Source organism: Halomonas sp. HMF6819 (genome assembly GCF_044335525.1).
GTDB lineage: Bacteria > Pseudomonadota > Gammaproteobacteria > Pseudomonadales > Halomonadaceae > Vreelandella.
Map to the genome: position 1 here is coordinate 922419 of NZ_JBIQVY010000001.1, position 15068 is coordinate 937486.

Genomic DNA, 15068 nt, shown 5'->3' on the forward strand with positions numbered 1-15068 from the left:
ATTCAACTCTCGACACCTCATGAAACATTCAACGCAAATAGTGCTGCAAAAAAAGCGACCCAGGGCGATACTTCACTTCATTCAGCGATGATCCGCCGCGGTGCCGGTGTCAGGGCCTGGGCGACTCGATCGAACTTCGTTTCAACCAAGGGTGGCCCATGACCATTCGCGTTGCCTTGCACCACCGTACCACCTACCGCTTCGATCGCGCGGTGGCGCTTTCGCCGCACGTCATTCGCCTGCGCCCGGCGCCGCACTGCCGTACCCAAATCGAGGCGTACTCGCTGGACATCTCCGGCGACGATCACTTCGTCAACTGGCAGCAGGACCCCTTCGGCAACTTCAACGCGCGAGTGGTGTTTCCCACGCCACGGCGCGAGCTCACCATCGCCGTCGAACTCATCGCCCCCATGACGGTGATCAACCCGTTCGACTTCTTTCTCGACGATATCGCCCAAACCGCGCCCTTCGTCTACCCGGATGGACTCAAGGCCGAACTTGGCCCCTACCTCGAGGTAGAAGCGCCGGGGCCAAAGCTTGCCGAATGGCTAAGCGAGGTAGACAAAACGCCGATCACGACGGTGGATTTTCTGGTCGCGATCAACCAGCGCCTGCAGCGTGACATCAGCTATCTGGTGCGCATGGAGCCGGGGGTACAAAGCTGCGAAGAGACGCTGACGCTGGGCAGCGGCTCGTGTCGCGACAGCGCCTGGCTTCTGGTGCAGATCTTTCGCCATCTGGGGCTGGCGGCGCGTTTCGTTTCGGGCTATCTGATCCAGCTGGTGCCGGACGTCAAGGCACTGGACGACGGGCCGAGCGGCACCGAGGTAGATTTCACCGACCTGCACGCCTGGACCGAGGTCTTTCTGCCCGGTGCAGGCTGGGTTGGGCTCGACCCGACTTCGGGGCTGTTCGCCGGGGAAGGCCACATTCCGCTGGCGGCCACGCCGACCACCGGCAGCGCCGCGGCGATCACCGGGTTCTCGGAGAAGTGCGAGGTCAGCTTCGATGTCGAGATGCGCGTCGAGCGCATTCACGAGGACGCTCGGGTCACCAAACCCTACAGCGATGCCCAGTGGGCAAGCATCGTCGCGCTCGGCGACCAGGTCGACGCGGAGCTGCAAAAGCAGGACGTGCGTTTGACCATGGGCGGCGAGCCGACCTTCGTCTCGATCGACGACATGGAGAGCCCGCAGTGGAATACCGAGGCCCTAGGCGCCCACAAGCGCGAACGCGCCGAGGCGCTGTTGACCCGGCTGCAGGCGGCCTACAGCGACGGCGGCGTGGTTCAGCAGCAGCAGGGCAAATGGTACCCGGGCGAGCCGCTGCCGCGCTGGGCGCTGGCCTGCTACTGGCGCAAGGACGGAAAGCCCTTGTGGCGCGACCCGAAATGGCTCGCCTGCATGGCGGATGCCCCCAACGTCCACGCCAACGAGATGCTGGCCAAAAGCTTTACCCACGCGCTGGCCGAGCGGCTCGGGCTCGACCCGCGCTTCTGGATTCCAGCCTTTGAAGACGCCTACTACTATCTGTGGAAAGAGCAGACGCTGCCGGTCAACATCGACCCGCGCCAGACCAATCTGAAAGACGACGCCGAGCGGCGCCGGCTGGCCAGGCTACTGGAGCGGGGCTTGGGCGAGGTGGTGGGCTACGCCCTGCCCCTTCGCCACTCCGTGAGCCAAAGCCACCGTTGGGAAACCGGGCGCTGGCCGATCAAGCGCGATCATCTCTATCTGACCCCCGGCGATTCGCCCATGGGCCTGCGTCTGCCGCTGTCGGCCCTGCCCTGGGCGGACCCGGATGATCAGCCCAAGGCTCAGTCGGTGTTCGCCCCGCGCGACGAGCTTGGCGACATTCACGGCGAGGTGGCGCGGCGCCACGCCGAGCAGCACCGCTTTAGCAGTGCCGAGCGTTCCGGCCAGAGCACTCATACAAGCTCGAGCCACCCGGAGGGCGAGTCGGTGCAGCAGCAGCCCAGCGCCGAGGAGGACCGCGGCAAGGGCGTGGTGCACACGAGCCTCTGTGTCGAGCCGCGCGACGGGCGCCTGCATATCTTTTTGCCGCCGCTGACGCACCTGGAGCACTACCTGGATCTGATCGGCAGTATCGAGGATTGCGCCAAAGAGCTTGGCTGCCCGGTGATGATCGAAGGCTACGCGCCGCCCCGCGACCCGCGTCTGGAGAGCTTCATGATCACCCCGGACCCGGGCGTGATCGAGGTCAACATCATGCCCGCCGCCAGCTGGCAAACCCTGGTGGCGCAAACCGAGCGGCTTTATGAAGAGGCGCGCCTGTCGCGGCTGGGCACCGAAAAATTCATGCTCGATGGCCGCCATACCGGCACCGGTGGCGGCAACCACGTCACCCTTGGCGGCATGACCCCGGACGACTCGCCGTTTCTTCGCCGCCCGGACCTGCTGGCAAGTCTCGTCACCTACTGGCAGCACCACCCAAGCCTTTCGTACCTGTTCTCCGGGCTCTTCATAGGCCCCACCAGCCAGGCCCCGCGGGTGGATGAGGCACGCCACGAGGCGCTTTACGAGCTCGAGATCGCGCTGTCTCAAATGCCGGTCGGCGAAGTGGTTCAGCCCTGGCTGGTCGACCGGCTGCTGCGCCACCTGCTCACCGACTTGACCGGCAACACCCACCGCGCCGAATTCTGCATCGACAAACTCTACTCGCCGGACAGCGACAGCGGCCGGCTGGGGCTTTTGGAGCTTCGCGGCTTCGAGATGCCGCCCCACGCGCGCATGGGATTGATGCAGATGCTGTTGATCCGCGCGCTGGTCGCTCGCCACTGGAAAGCCCCCTACCGCGCTAAGCCAGTGCGCTGGGGAAGCGCGCTACAGGATCGCTGGATGCTGCCCCACTACCTGTGGGAAGACTTGAACGACGTGCTGGGCGACCTGCGCCACCACGGCTTTCACTTCGAGCTCGACTGGTTCGAGCCGTTTCGAGCGTTTCGCTTTCCCGTCCACGGCCGGCTCACGACGTCGACGCTCGACATCGAGCTTCGCCAGGCGATCGAGCCCTGGCACGTGCTGGGTGAAGAAGCCACCGCCGGCGGCACTGCGCGCTATGTCGACTCCTCCGTCGAGCGCCTGGAGGTCAAGGTGAACGGCATGAGCGACGAGCGCTATATCGTCACCTGCAACGGGCGCCGCGTGCCGCTCAAGGCAACCGGTCGCTGCGGCGAAGCGGTCGCCGGGGTGCGCTATCGTGCCTGGCAGCCGCCCTCGGCCCTGCACCCGCACATTCCGATTCACGCGCCGCTGGTGTTCGATGTGATCGATACCTGGAACGAGCGCAGCGTGGCAGGCTGCACCTACCATGTGGTTCACCCCACCGGGCGCAACTTCGAACACTTTCCGGTCAACGCCTTCGAGGCCGAGGCGCGAAGGCTCGGGCGCTTCATTCCCGGCGGCCATCGCCACGGCTTCCAGATGCCCGGCGTGGAGCTTCCAAGCCAGGAGCTGCCACTGACGCTGGATTTACGCCGCCGGCCCGGCTAACGGGTTATCATCCACACTCAATCGCCGTTTTGGAACACTGTATGACCGCCTCTGTGACGCCCTTGCCCGCCGCTACCGGGCTGGTCGAGGGTTATATTGAACAGCTAGGCAAGGGAATGCCCGCACCGTTCGACGCCATGGTCGACCGCCACGGCCAGCTGCGCCCGGGCTGGCCGGCGCTGCTTTCGTGCCTGGACGCGCTGGGCGCGCCGGGCCGCTTTCGCCAGCAGGAGGATTTGAACGGCCTTTTGGCCGAAAACGGCGTGATTTTCAACATGCACGACGAGCACCAGGGCCGCTCCTGGCGGCTCGACCCGCTGCCCTGGGTGATCCAGCCCAGCCAGTGGCAAACCCTGGAAGCGGGGCTTGTGCAGCGAAGCCGGCTGTTTAACGCCATCTATCACGACCTTTACGGCCCGCGTACGCTGTTCGATGCAGGGCTTTTGCCCACCCAGGCGCTGCTCGCCTCGACGGATTTTCTGCTGCCTGCCCATGGCGCCCACCCGGCGGATCGCGCGCCGATCAACTACCATGGGGTCGATGTCATTCTCGACCGCGACGGCCGCTGGCGAGTGGTGGGCGACCGGCTTCAGGCCCCGTCGGGCACCGGGTTCGCGCTCGAAAACCGCATCCTGATGGCCCGCGCCCTGCCGCAGATGTACCGCAACGCGCCGCTCAAGCGCTTGGCGAGCTTTCTCGACGCTCATCACCGTACGCTCACCGTGCTGGCCTACCAGCACCGCGACAACCCGACCGTGGTGCTTTTAAGCCCGGGGCCACAAAGCCCGCGCTACTTCGAGCACGCTTATCTGGCCAACTATCTCAACATCGCGCTGGTCCAGGGCCAGGACCTGGTGGTGCGAGAGAGCCAGCTCTGGCTTCGAACCCTTGGCGGGCTCAAGCCTGTCGACGTCGTGCTGCGCCACTGCCGCGACGCCGAGTGCGACCCGCTGGAACTCAATGGCGACTCGGCGACCGGCGTACCCGGGCTTTTACAGGCCGCGCGCACCCGGGGCGTGGCGCTCTCCAACGCCCTGGGCGTCGGGGTATTGGAAAGCCAGGCGCTGACGAGTTACTTGCCCGCGCTATGCGAGCACCTGCTCGGTGAGCCGCTCAAGCTCACCGCCGCGACCGCCGACACCGACTGTGCCACCATGCCGGTGTTCGATGAAACCCTCACTACACTGAGCCCGGCGACCTTCAACCTGCGCTGCTTCGTGGCGCGCACGCCCAAAAGCGTAACGGCGCCAAAGGCCACCGACGAGGATTACCAGGTGCTGCCCGGCGGGCTTGGCTGGCTTGGCGAGCCGGGCTCGCCGTCGCTTCAAAGCCCGGTGGTCAAGGACGTGTGGATCACCGCCGACAGCGCCCAGCCCCACGTCAGCCAGTTCAAGCAGGCGCATGGCCCGGTTGTGGTCACTCGCGACAGCGAAGATTTGCCGAGCCGCGTGGCGGAGTGCCTGTACTGGCTGGGGCGCTACGGCGAGCGCCTCGATAGCCGGACACGGCTTTTGCGCGAGGCGCTGATGCGGCTGATGGAGTACGACCAGGACGATATCGCCGACCAGGTGCTGGACGAGCTTCTACTGGCGCTCGATTTGTGCGACCCCAAAAGCGCCGACGCCGCACCGCCTCAAGGCTTTGGGCCGAAGCGGGCGGCACTTCTGACCCAATTCGACGGGCGCGATCCGCGCGCGCTGCAGCCGCTTTTCTCGCAGCTTTTGCATAACGCCCGCAGCGTGCGGGACCACTTGGGCGACGACTCCTGGCGTGTCGTTCACCAGCTTCGCCAGCAGTTCGACGCCTTCGACCCGGATATCGATACCAGCGCTGCGCGCCGCGCCTGTGAAGGAGTGTTCGCACAGCTCGCCGGCTTTTTTGGGCTGTGCAACGAGACCATGCCGCACCATTTTGGCTGGCGGTTCATGGATATCGGCCGGTTTCTGGATCGGGCACTGGGGCTTTTGACGCTGTTGAAACTTACGCTCAATGCGCGCCCGGAGCGGCGCCTGGCGCTTTGGGAGGTCGTACTGGCCACCACCGACAACTTCACCGCCTACCGGCGGCGCTACCGAAGCGAGCTTCATCCGGCGGCGATCATCGATCTTCTGCTCTTCGATGAAACCAACCCGCGCTCGGTGGGCTATATGCTCAAGCGCCTGCACAAGCAGGTCGAACGGCTGCCCGGCAGCGCCACGCCCTATCGCAATGCCGAGCGCAGGCTTTTGATTCAGGCCAACGCCGCGCTGCACTTGGCCGATATCGACCGGCTAAGCCACGTCAACGACACGCCGGAAGCCCAGCAGGCACTCGCCCAGCTGTTCGATGAACTGCTCGCACCGCTCAACGCGCTTTCCGATGCGATCAGCCACAGCCACTTCAGCCACGTCGAGCGCGCGCGACTGCTGGTCAGCGTAGAGATCGCGCCGTGAAATACACCCTTCGTCACACCACGCGCTACCACTACGGCGCGCCGGTCACACTGTGCCATAGCGAGGCGCGCGTGCTGCCCCGCAAGGCGCAGTATCAGCAGTGCGGCGCCTCGACACTCACCATTACCCCAACGCCGCACTATCAGGCCGAGCGGCGCGACGTGTTCGGCAACCGGGTGCTCTATTTCGCGTTGGAAGAGCCTCACCAAACCCTCGACGTGACCGTCACCACGCCCATCAACACTTGGGCAATGAGCCCGCTGCCGCCGTCATCGAGTAGCTGGGAGCACGTTGCGGCGCTACTGGACGCCGACGCGCGCTTCGAGACCCAGCTCTACCGCATGGATTCGCCCTTCGTGCGTAAAAGCGATGCGCTCGCCGCCTTTGCCAAACAATGCTTTACCCCCAACCGGCCAGTGGTGGAGGCCGCCCAGGCGCTGACGGCGTACGTCCACGCCCACTTCGAGTACGACCCGAGCTTCACGACCCTCGCCACACCGCTTTCCGAGGTGCTGGCCAGCCGGCGCGGGGTTTGTCAGGATTTCGCCCATCTAATGATCGGCTCGCTGCGCTCGATCGGGCTCTCGGCGCGCTACGTCAGCGGCTATCTGGAAACCGAGCCGCCGCCGGGCAAGGCGCGGCTGATCGGCGCCGACGCCTCGCACGCCTGGCTTGCGCTGTGGGTACCGGAGTGGGGATGGCTGTCGCTGGACCCGACCAACGGGACGCTGGCCGGCGAGCGCCACCCGGTACTGGCCTGGGGGCGCGACTATTTCGATGTGACCCCGCTCAAGGGCGTGATGAACGGCGGCGGCGGCCATCATCTGGAGGTCGAGGTCGACGTGATTCCGTTCAAACGCAGCGCGGTTTGACCCTTCTACTTACCTGAACCCGGCGCCGAGCGGCGAGGCGCTCGGCCGCGTCTCAGGCAGCCTCATAGGCGGCTTTGAGCCGGTAAAACTCGTCGACGATCGCGGACATCTGGTGGTCGTCGTAGTCGCAAAGCCCGCTGACCACGAGTTTTTTCGATCCCACCCCGACCGATTCGCCGGCGGATTCGATGGCAAACTCTAAAAGCGCCTCGGCGCGTTTGCCCTGAACGCTCAGGGAGGAGTCGGTCAGCGCCAGGTTGGGCGTGAAGCCATCCAGACGCGTCAGGGAAAAGCCCATGCTGTCGTAGATGACCAGCGGACGCTTGGGGTTGAACATCACCCCGTGCTCTTCCATGAGCGGCTTCAGATAGTGCGGGAAGTTCTTGCCCGAGAAGGCCACGTAGCAGCGCGCGAAATTCTCGATCACGTCCGGCTCGAACGTCGTTTCCCCCGAGCGCGTCACGTGCAGGTAGCACTTGCCGGCGTCATCGCACACGTGAAGCTTGCCGTCGTCTCCTTCGCTGAACTTGAGCGGCGTGTCCGCCGCGACCATATTGGTAAAGCGAAATTCCATATGGCGCGAGAGCCCGAATTTGGCCAGCACCAGGGTGAACAGCAGATCCCCGGGCACGCAGAAGCGCCGCGCGTCCGGATTATGGATCGGGTTGTAGTCACCGGCGACGCCCTTGGCGAAACGGCTGGCCTGCTCCGCGGAGATCACCACGTGATCGCCGCACTGCGTGTAAAAATCCTTGAACATGGCTTTGCTGCCTGCCTAGCGTTGAAGTCGAAAACCCATATCAGTCCCTTGTCGCGCATAATGCCATAAAACATGCGCCAAAAGGAGCCATTATCAAAAGCCGTAGGTTGCCCAAAACCACCCTGTTGCCCAGATGGCTAGTGCTAACTCTGAGTATAGTCCTGATCCTGGCCATCATACTTTCGATGGCGTGGTGGCTGGTCAATTCCCTGCTTCTCAACAGCCAGTGGATGGCGGACCGGCTATCGAAAATCGATGGCGTCGAGGTGCGCTGGGAGCGCGCTCACAGCCAGCACCCCGGCCGCTGGGAAGTCGACCAGCTGACCCTGACGCGCCAGGACGCAGCGCTACCGGTCAGTATCAGCGTCGAGCGCGCTACGCTCTCTCTGTCACTCGCCGCGCTGCTGCGCGGGACGCTGCATATCCAAGCGCTCGAAGCCGACGGCATCCGCCGCTTTCGCGTGGGCGATATCGCCCTGAACGCCGAGGGCAATCTTCGCCTCGTAGATGCCACGTTCAGCGGCGACACGCTCAGCGCCGCCAACCTCATGCTAGCAGTCGAGCGGGGCCGGCTGGTGCGCGCAAGCGATGGCGCGATACTCGCCCGCGACATCGCCCTGGACGCCGAGGCCACGCTCGCGCCGCTGCTCACCCGAAAGCCAGACGGCGCCTCGCTCACACCCGCGCTTTTGGAGGCGCTCACCGCGCGGCTCGACGCCTCGGCGCGCGCGGATGCCTGGGACGTGTTCATGCCCTACCTCGAAGCCCTCCCCTGGCTGGACCTGGCCGGTAATGGCGACCTGAAAGTGGCCCTAGCGGTGGAGAAAGGCACGCTCCGTGAGGCAAGCGAGGTAACGCTGCGCGCCCCGCGGCTTACACTTGGCGTCGATACGGCAGCGCTTTCGAGCGCGCCGCAGCCTGTTGGGCTTTCACGGCACACCGCAACGGGCAGCGGGCAGGTGCGGCTGAACGTCAGTGACGACGCGCTGCACTTCGCCGCCGCGCTCGAGGACGTCGTGCTGGCCGACCACACCCCCTACGCCGAGCAGGCCGCGCTCTCAATCACCGCCGCGATCCCCAACCGGCGTTTGGATCAGCTCGAGCCGCCGAGCGGCGCCGAGGTCGAACTCGACGGCCGGGTCACTCGCCTGGATATGCTCGACCGCTACCTGCGCCCCTCGACGCCGGGGGCGCTTGCGCTAAGCGGCCAGGGGCGGCTAAGCCTGCGCGCCAGCGTGCGCCAAAGCGAGCTTCACCGCGGCCGGCTCGATATCCAGGCCCAAAACCTCGGCGCCGCCTACGACGATATAACCGCTCAGGGCAACGGCACGCTAAGCGCCGAGCTTGCCCCAAACGCGCCGCTCGATGCTCATCTCGCGCTGGAAAACGCCTCGCTGACGCATCAAAACCGCACGCTGCTGGCCGATGGCGATATCACCCTCGATCTGGAAAGCCCGATCGACAATACGCGCATCGAGGACGCCACCGCCCGGCTTGGCTGGCAAAACGCGACGCTCCCCAGCATCGCCGCCCTCACCCCCTACCTGAACGCGGCGCTTCCCACCCCCGAGGCGCTTGAGCTCGTCAGCGGCCGGGCCCGAAGCCAGGGGGCGCTGTCGTTAAACGGTGGGCACCTTGCTGGAGAGATTACGCTTTCCGGCGAGCGCTGGGTGACCCGTTTGCCCAGCGAGCGCCAACCCAAAACGCTTGAAAGCGACGCCCGGCTGGCGCTCAACGTTCGACATGCCGCGCTCGACGGCTCGACGTTTGATCTCGGCGGCTCTTCGCTTCGCTGGCAGGTGGCCAGCCGCGAGGCCCAAACCGAGCGCCTGGAGAGCGTGCTGGTGCTCAGCCAGGGGCGCTTTCGCCGTCAAAACGGCGTGCTCGGCGGCGAACTGTCGCTGGAAGGCGAGGTTCAGCGGCTCGGCTTTTTGAACGCCTTTCTACCCGAGGGCCCGGGGCTTTCCGTGGCGGGAAGCGGCGAGCTGTTGCTGGACGCCGCTTTTCTGGGCAGCGATCTTCTACCCCCAACCCGGCTGCAGGTGAACGCCAACGACCTGGAAGCTCGCTTTCTGGATTTCGCGGCGAGCGGCCGTGGGGAGCTTCATGCCGCGCTTTCAAGCCGCGACGACGCCTCGCTGACGCTTTCGATCCCGCGCTTCGCGCTGACCCGCGAAGGCGACGACCGCGCGGCGCTCGCCGGGCGCCACCTCACGCTTACGACTCAAACGTCGCGCTTTCGTCAGGCGCGCGAGGCGCCATCTCCCGAGCACTTCACCACCCGCGTCGAGCTCCCCATAGTCGAGGTACCGGACATCGCCCGCTACAACGATTTTCTTCCGGACACCGACGGCGTGACGCTGTTAGGCGGCCAGGCAAACCTTGAAAGCCAGTGGCGTTTGCAGGGCTACCAGGTGGAAGGTGAGATCACGCTGCGCGCTTTTCAAACGGAGCTGGCGCTTTTGGAGCAGCGCCTGCGCGGCGACCTCGAGCTGCACCTGGCGCTGACCGAAGGCGACTGGCAAACCCGGCGCTTTCGCGCCGACGACTCCTGGGTCCGGCTGGAAAACGTGTTTCGCCTGAGCGGCGAAGGCCGTCAGGACGCCGGCTGGTGGGTACGTCTCGAGCTGTTCAACGCCGCGCTGACCATGGCCGAACCCGTCGAACTTACCAGCACGCTGCGCCTTGGCATGCGCGACACCGGCCTGCTGGCGCGGCTATTTTTGGCCCGCGCCCGGGACAGCGACTGGCTGGGGCGGCTTTTGAACGTGCACGGCATCGAAGGCAGCGCCGAGCTCTCCATGAGCGGCGAGCGCCTCGCGCTTAATGACCTGACGCTTTCTGGCGGGCCACTGTGGCTTTTATCGGATGTTTGGCTTGAAAAGCGAAGCGTCAACGGTGCGCTCTACGCAAGCCTGGGAGCGCTAGGGCTCGGCGTCGAGCTCGTCGACAGTGAGCCGAGCCTGCGCCTTTTACAGCCCAAACGCTGGTTCGACCGCTGGCGCCAGGCACAGCGCTATCCACGCCCTTGAACCGTGCTAGCGCCGGCGCTGGCGGCGGATCATGCGCACCCGCTCCTTCGCCTTTTTTGGGGTGGAGAGCGCGCTGTCGCTTGGTTCGACTTTTGGCGCTACCTTCACCCAAGCGAACTGCGGCAGCGCCAGGCGCCAGCGAATCGCGGCCAGGCGCAGCCCGAGAGTGACGAAAAGCGAGGCGGCAATGGCGAAATAAAGCGGCGTGCCAACCGTGTAGAGCCCGGCGTAGACGATGCCGCCGGCCATCGCCGCGGTGGCATAGATCTCCTCGCGCAGCACCATCGGCACCCGCCGGGCGAGCACGTCGCGCAGCATGCCGCCGGCCACTCCGGTCATGATGCCCATCACCACCGCCACCACGGCGGAGGTGCCGAGCAGCAGCGCCTTATGCGTGCCGATCACCACGAACAGCGCAAGGCCAAAGGCATCGGCCACGGGCAGAAACCGGCGCGACAGCCGGTGAATGTAGTGAAAGCCTAAAAGCGCCACGCCCACCGTGGCCAGAATCACCCACAGGTAGGTGGGGTCGCTGACCCAGAACACCGGGCGAATGCCAAGCACCAAATCGCGCAGCGTGCCGCCACCGATGCCGGTGACCGCGGCGAGCACCAGCATGCCGAACGGGTCCATCCGCGAGCGACACGCCAGCACCACGCCGGACAGCGCAAAGACGATCACCCCAATCATATCCAGCCAGTAGACCACTCCTGACACACGACTCCCCTTTCATTCGATGCGCTTGAACGGGGCGCGCTGCCCCCCCTTATTGCGGTAAGCTAGCATCAATGTGCGTTATTACATATGGATTGCCGCCGTCGACGTTGGGTCATCACGCGGCGGCGTCTCAAGGGAGGAACGCCCCATGGAGTGGAACCCCGCTTACACTTGGCTCGTGCTGGCGCTGCTTTTGAGCCTGGCCGAGCTGACCTCCGGCGCCATGCTGCTACTGGCGCTGGGCGTAGCCGCCGCGCTCACGGCGCTGGTCACCGCGTTTGGGCTCGGCCTTGCCTGGCAGCTGGTCTGCATGGGCGTTTTCTCCGGCGTGCTGGTACCGGTCGGCATAGGGTACATTCGCCCGCGTTTTTCACCCCGCGGCGTGGCCTACGGCACCACCGGCACCGGGGTCGAAAAAGGCAACCGTTACACCACGCTCAAGCGCGATTTCGACGGCGCCACCGGCATCAAGGTCAACGGCGATTTCTACCGCCTGCGCGTGCTCGAAAGCAACGACACCGAGCTCCCCGAAGGCAGCGTCGTGCTATTCAAGCGCTTCGAAGGAACGACCGCTCTGGTCACCCGCGATATCGATGCGCCCCCTGCTTCCGTAGAACCCACCGAGTACAAGGAACCCTGAACATGGATCTACCCATTAGCCCCGGTCTGATCATTAGCCTGATCGTCGTCGTCATCGGCATTACGATTATCGCCAAGGGGCTGGTGATCGTGCGCCAGTCCGAAGTCATGGTGGTCGAGCGCTTGGGCTCGTTCCACCGGGTGCTGGAGAGCGGCATCAACGTGATCATTCCCTTCATCGAGCAGCCCCGCGCCATCACCATGCTGCGCTATCGTAAGCTCGGCGATGAGTACCAGGCGATCACCACCGATGAGATCCGCATCGACCGCCGCGAAACGGTGATGGACTTCCCCGGCCAGCCGGTGGTCACCACCGACAACGTCACGGTGCGTATCAACGGTGCGCTCTACTTCCAGATCATCGACCCCAAGCGCGCGGTGTACGAAGTGGAGAACATGAGCCAAGCGGTCGAGGTACTGGCCAAGACCACGCTACGCTCGGTCGTGGGCAAGATGGAGCTCGACAAGCTGTTCGAATCCCGCGCCGAGGTAAACAACGAAATTCAGGCGGCGATGGAAGAACCCGCCTCCAAGTGGGGCGTGAAGATCTCCAGGGTCGAGGTGCAGGACATCGCCATGCCCGAAGAGGTGGAGTCCGCCATGCGCCTGCAAATGGCCGCCGAGCGTAAGCGCCGCGCCACGGTGACCGAAGCCGAGGGCGAGAAGTCCGCGGCGATCGCCATGGCCCAAGGCCAGCGCGAGTCCGCGATTCTCAACGCTCAGGGCGACAAGGAGTCGGCGATTCTGCGCGCCCAAGGCGAGCAGGAGTCGATAAAGCTGGTGCTCAATGCCATCGGCGAAAGCGAAGACGACAAGCGCACCGTGGTGGGCTATCTGCTGGGCCAAAGCTATATCAAGGTGCTGCCCAACATGGCCAAGGACGGCGAGCGGGTATTCGTGCCCTACGAGTCCTCGGCGCTTTTGGGCTCGATGGGCATGTTCCGCGAAATGGCGGGCTCACCGGAAGATACGGTCGCCAATCACCTGCGCGGGAGCGATACCCACCGCGCCACGCGTCCAAACGCCTTTCAAAGCGGCGTAGTAGGCGGCGCCGCAGGCCAGTAAGCGCCCTTCACTCGCCTCACCTTTCAAACGCCGAGCCGCCGCGCTCGGCGTTTAACGTCAAATGCCGCCGTCAAACGGATTTAACGCTTTTGTAGCGTTAATTGGGGTATATTGCTTTCACCGTTGCATGTACTGCTTAAAGTGCTTATTAAAGCACTTGTTTATGCACTTCATTACGTACTCCTGACGTGGCGCTCAAGGATGGCGAGCCGGTCAAGCGCCGGCATGCTGCGTATCGGCCAAGAGACTCACGATGCGTTCGTTTGCTTTTTTTGCTCGCTACGGCTGGCTAGTGCTTTTACTGCTCGCACTGGCTCAGATGGCTCAGGCAGCCAGCCCACCTGCCCCGCTCACCCAGTGGGAGTACCGCTATGGCGAGGCGCCCATTGCGCGAAATGGCGCCACCGGTACAGAAAACGATCCTTCGGCTTGGCAGCCAATCACCTCGCCCTCCAACCCGCCGGGGCGAGGTGACCAGCGCTATCTCTGGCTTCGCACGACCCTGCCCCAGGGCGAGTGGCACGACCCGGTGGTCTATATCACCAGCATCAACCTGGTCGGGCGGGCCTATCTCGATGGCGAATTGATCTACCAGCACGGCGCGCTCGACGCCGAGGGGCGCGGCCCCTTTGCCGGCTGGCCCTGGCACGTGATCACGCTCCCCCCCGACAGCGCTGGAAAGACCCTCGTCTTCGCGCTCTACTCCGACTACACCAGCATTGGCCTTTGGGGCCAGGTCCAGGTCATGGAGCGCTTCGATGTATTCCAGCAGGTGCTTCACGGCTCCGCCCAAGCGCTCGCGGTCAGCGCGCTGGTGCTCGTACTGGCGCTTCTAACTACCCTTTTCATGCTGATCGGTCCGGAGCGCCGCGGTTTTGGCGCCCTTGCGCTGTTCGCCTACGCCGGCGGGCTCATGCTCGTCGCCGAGTCGCCGGCGCGCCAGCTCTTTTTCACCAACGCCCTGGTGTGGGATACGCTGCGCGCCGCCAGCTATTTCACCCTGCCGATCGCGCTGGCTCTGTTGCTCGGCCACTGGCTCGAAGGCCGCGCGCGGCAACTCATGCCGTGGATCTGGCAGTTGCATCTGCTCTACCTGGCCACCTCCATGGCCGCGGTGGCGCTTGGATTGGTGGCGCTGCCGATGACGTTTCCGCTGTTCGATGCACTTTTGCTCGTCACGCTGCCCCTCATGCTGGCGCTTTCGTACTGGCGTTTTTCGACACTTCCCCTCGAACAGCGCCTTTTGATCATGAGCATTACGCTGTTCGCGCTACTGCTGGTGCTCGACATGCTGGTCGCTCACGGCTTCATCGGCTGGCGGCTGGTGCCGCTGAGCAGTGGCCTGCTCGCGTTTACGCTGGCCAACGCGGCGATCTTTCTCTGGCACTACCGGCGCACCCAGCGTCAGATCGCCCACGCCAACGAAACCCTGGAGCAGGAAGTCGCCAGGCGCACCGAGGAGCTCGATCGGTTGGTCGCCAAGCTTCGCGGGCTCTCCTACAAGGATCCGCTAACCGGGCTTTACAATCGCCGCCATTTCGACCTCTTGTTCGCACGGGAATGTCAGCACGCCAGCACCAAAGAGGAGTCTCTGACGCTTTTGATGCTCGATCTCGATCACTTCAAGTCGATCAATGATCGTTACGGTCACGCCGTTGGTGACAGGGTACTCACCGACATCGCCGACCATTTAAAGCGTCATTTAGCTGAGATCGCCACTGTCTGCCGCTTTGGTGGGGAGGAGTTCGTCGCCGTCATTCCTGGCTTGACCGCGCACAAGGCACAGGGCTTTGCCGACTCGTTGGTGAGCACGATGGCCAACGTGCCGCTTGGTCGAGATGAGCAGCCCACCCTTCAGGTCACGCTTTCCTGTGGGCTCGCAAGCTACCCGGACGACGCCTCAGAGCCCACGGCGCTGCTGTCACTGGCCGACCAAGCGCTTTATGCAGCCAAACGCGGCGGACGCAACCGCTGCGTGCGCTATACACCGGTGCCGTCTTTTGGAAAGCTGCCAGGCTTCGACGCCGGCTAAACGGGCG

9 protein-coding genes are annotated in these 15068 nt (G+C 64.6%); 7 read left to right on the forward strand and 2 right to left on the reverse strand.

What is annotated here, in order from left to right; genetic code table 11:
• Window positions 1–158 precede the first annotated feature (158 nt).
• The 3 genes from ACGLWX_RS04200 to ACGLWX_RS04210 are packed head-to-tail and all read left to right on the forward strand — an operon-like array spanning window position 159 to window position 6816.
• Window positions 159–3512, forward strand: a complete 3354-nt coding sequence (locus ACGLWX_RS04200) for a DUF2126 domain-containing protein (protein ID WP_396237573.1) — start codon at window positions 159–161, stop codon at window positions 3510–3512.
• A gap of 41 nt (window positions 3513–3553) precedes the next feature.
• The gene (locus ACGLWX_RS04205; RefSeq protein ID WP_396237575.1) at window positions 3554–5944 is read left to right on the forward strand and encodes a circularly permuted type 2 ATP-grasp protein; all 2391 of its coding nucleotides are present in this window, start codon (window positions 3554–3556) and stop codon (window positions 5942–5944) included.
• Entirely contained in the window at window positions 5941–6816 is an 876-nt protein-coding gene (locus tag ACGLWX_RS04210; RefSeq protein ID WP_396237576.1) for a transglutaminase N-terminal domain-containing protein, read from the forward strand. Before ACGLWX_RS04205 ends, ACGLWX_RS04210 begins: the two co-directional genes overlap by 4 nt.
• Window positions 6817–6868: 52 nt before the next feature.
• Here ACGLWX_RS04210 and ACGLWX_RS04215 read toward each other — a convergent pair whose 3' ends face one another.
• A complete protein-coding gene (locus tag ACGLWX_RS04215; protein ID WP_396237578.1) occupies window positions 6869–7576 on the reverse strand; it encodes a DUF3581 family protein in 708 nt (235 codons plus the stop codon).
• Between the two features lie 140 nt (window positions 7577–7716).
• Between ACGLWX_RS04215 and ACGLWX_RS04220 the strand changes: the two genes are divergently transcribed.
• Window positions 7717–10608, forward strand: a complete 2892-nt coding sequence (locus tag ACGLWX_RS04220) for a hypothetical protein (RefSeq protein WP_396237580.1) — start codon at window positions 7717–7719, stop codon at window positions 10606–10608.
• A gap of 6 nt (window positions 10609–10614) precedes the next feature.
• Here the strand turns inward: ACGLWX_RS04220 and ACGLWX_RS04225 are convergent, their stop codons facing one another.
• Window positions 10615–11325 carry a trimeric intracellular cation channel family protein gene (locus ACGLWX_RS04225; protein WP_396237582.1) on the reverse strand — a complete coding sequence of 237 codons (711 nt, stop codon included), beginning with the start codon at window positions 11323–11325 and terminating at the stop codon, window positions 10615–10617.
• A 148-nt stretch (window positions 11326–11473) separates the two neighbouring features.
• Between ACGLWX_RS04225 and ACGLWX_RS04230 the strand changes: the two genes are divergently transcribed.
• From ACGLWX_RS04230 to ACGLWX_RS04240, 3 genes are all read left to right on the forward strand, one after another.
• The gene (locus ACGLWX_RS04230; protein ID WP_396237584.1) at window positions 11474–11965 is read left to right on the forward strand and encodes a nodulation efficiency, NfeD-like protein; all 492 of its coding nucleotides are present in this window, start codon (window positions 11474–11476) and stop codon (window positions 11963–11965) included.
• 2 nt (window positions 11966–11967) lie between these two features.
• A complete protein-coding gene (locus tag ACGLWX_RS04235) occupies window positions 11968–13029 on the forward strand; it encodes an SPFH domain-containing protein (RefSeq protein ID WP_396237586.1) in 1062 nt (353 codons plus the stop codon).
• 253 nt (window positions 13030–13282) lie between these two features.
• A complete protein-coding gene (locus ACGLWX_RS04240) occupies window positions 13283–15061 on the forward strand; it encodes a GGDEF domain-containing protein (protein ID WP_396237588.1) in 1779 nt (592 codons plus the stop codon).
• The last annotated feature ends 7 nt before the right edge of the window (window positions 15062–15068 follow it).

Coding starts and splice junctions, on each gene's coding strand:
- ACGLWX_RS04230 (WP_396237584.1), top strand. CDS start 11,474: ATGGAGTGGAACCCCGCTTACACTTGGCTCGTGCTGGCGCTGCTTTTG.
- ACGLWX_RS04240 (WP_396237588.1), top strand. CDS start 13,283: ATGCGTTCGTTTGCTTTTTTTGCTCGCTACGGCTGGCTAGTGCTTTTA.
- ACGLWX_RS04215 (WP_396237578.1), bottom strand. CDS start 7,576: ATGTTCAAGGATTTTTACACGCAGTGCGGCGATCACGTGGTGATCTCC.
- ACGLWX_RS04235 (WP_396237586.1), top strand. CDS start 11,968: ATGGATCTACCCATTAGCCCCGGTCTGATCATTAGCCTGATCGTCGTC.
- ACGLWX_RS04205 (WP_396237575.1), top strand. CDS start 3,554: ATGACCGCCTCTGTGACGCCCTTGCCCGCCGCTACCGGGCTGGTCGAG.
- ACGLWX_RS04200 (WP_396237573.1), top strand. CDS start 159: ATGACCATTCGCGTTGCCTTGCACCACCGTACCACCTACCGCTTCGAT.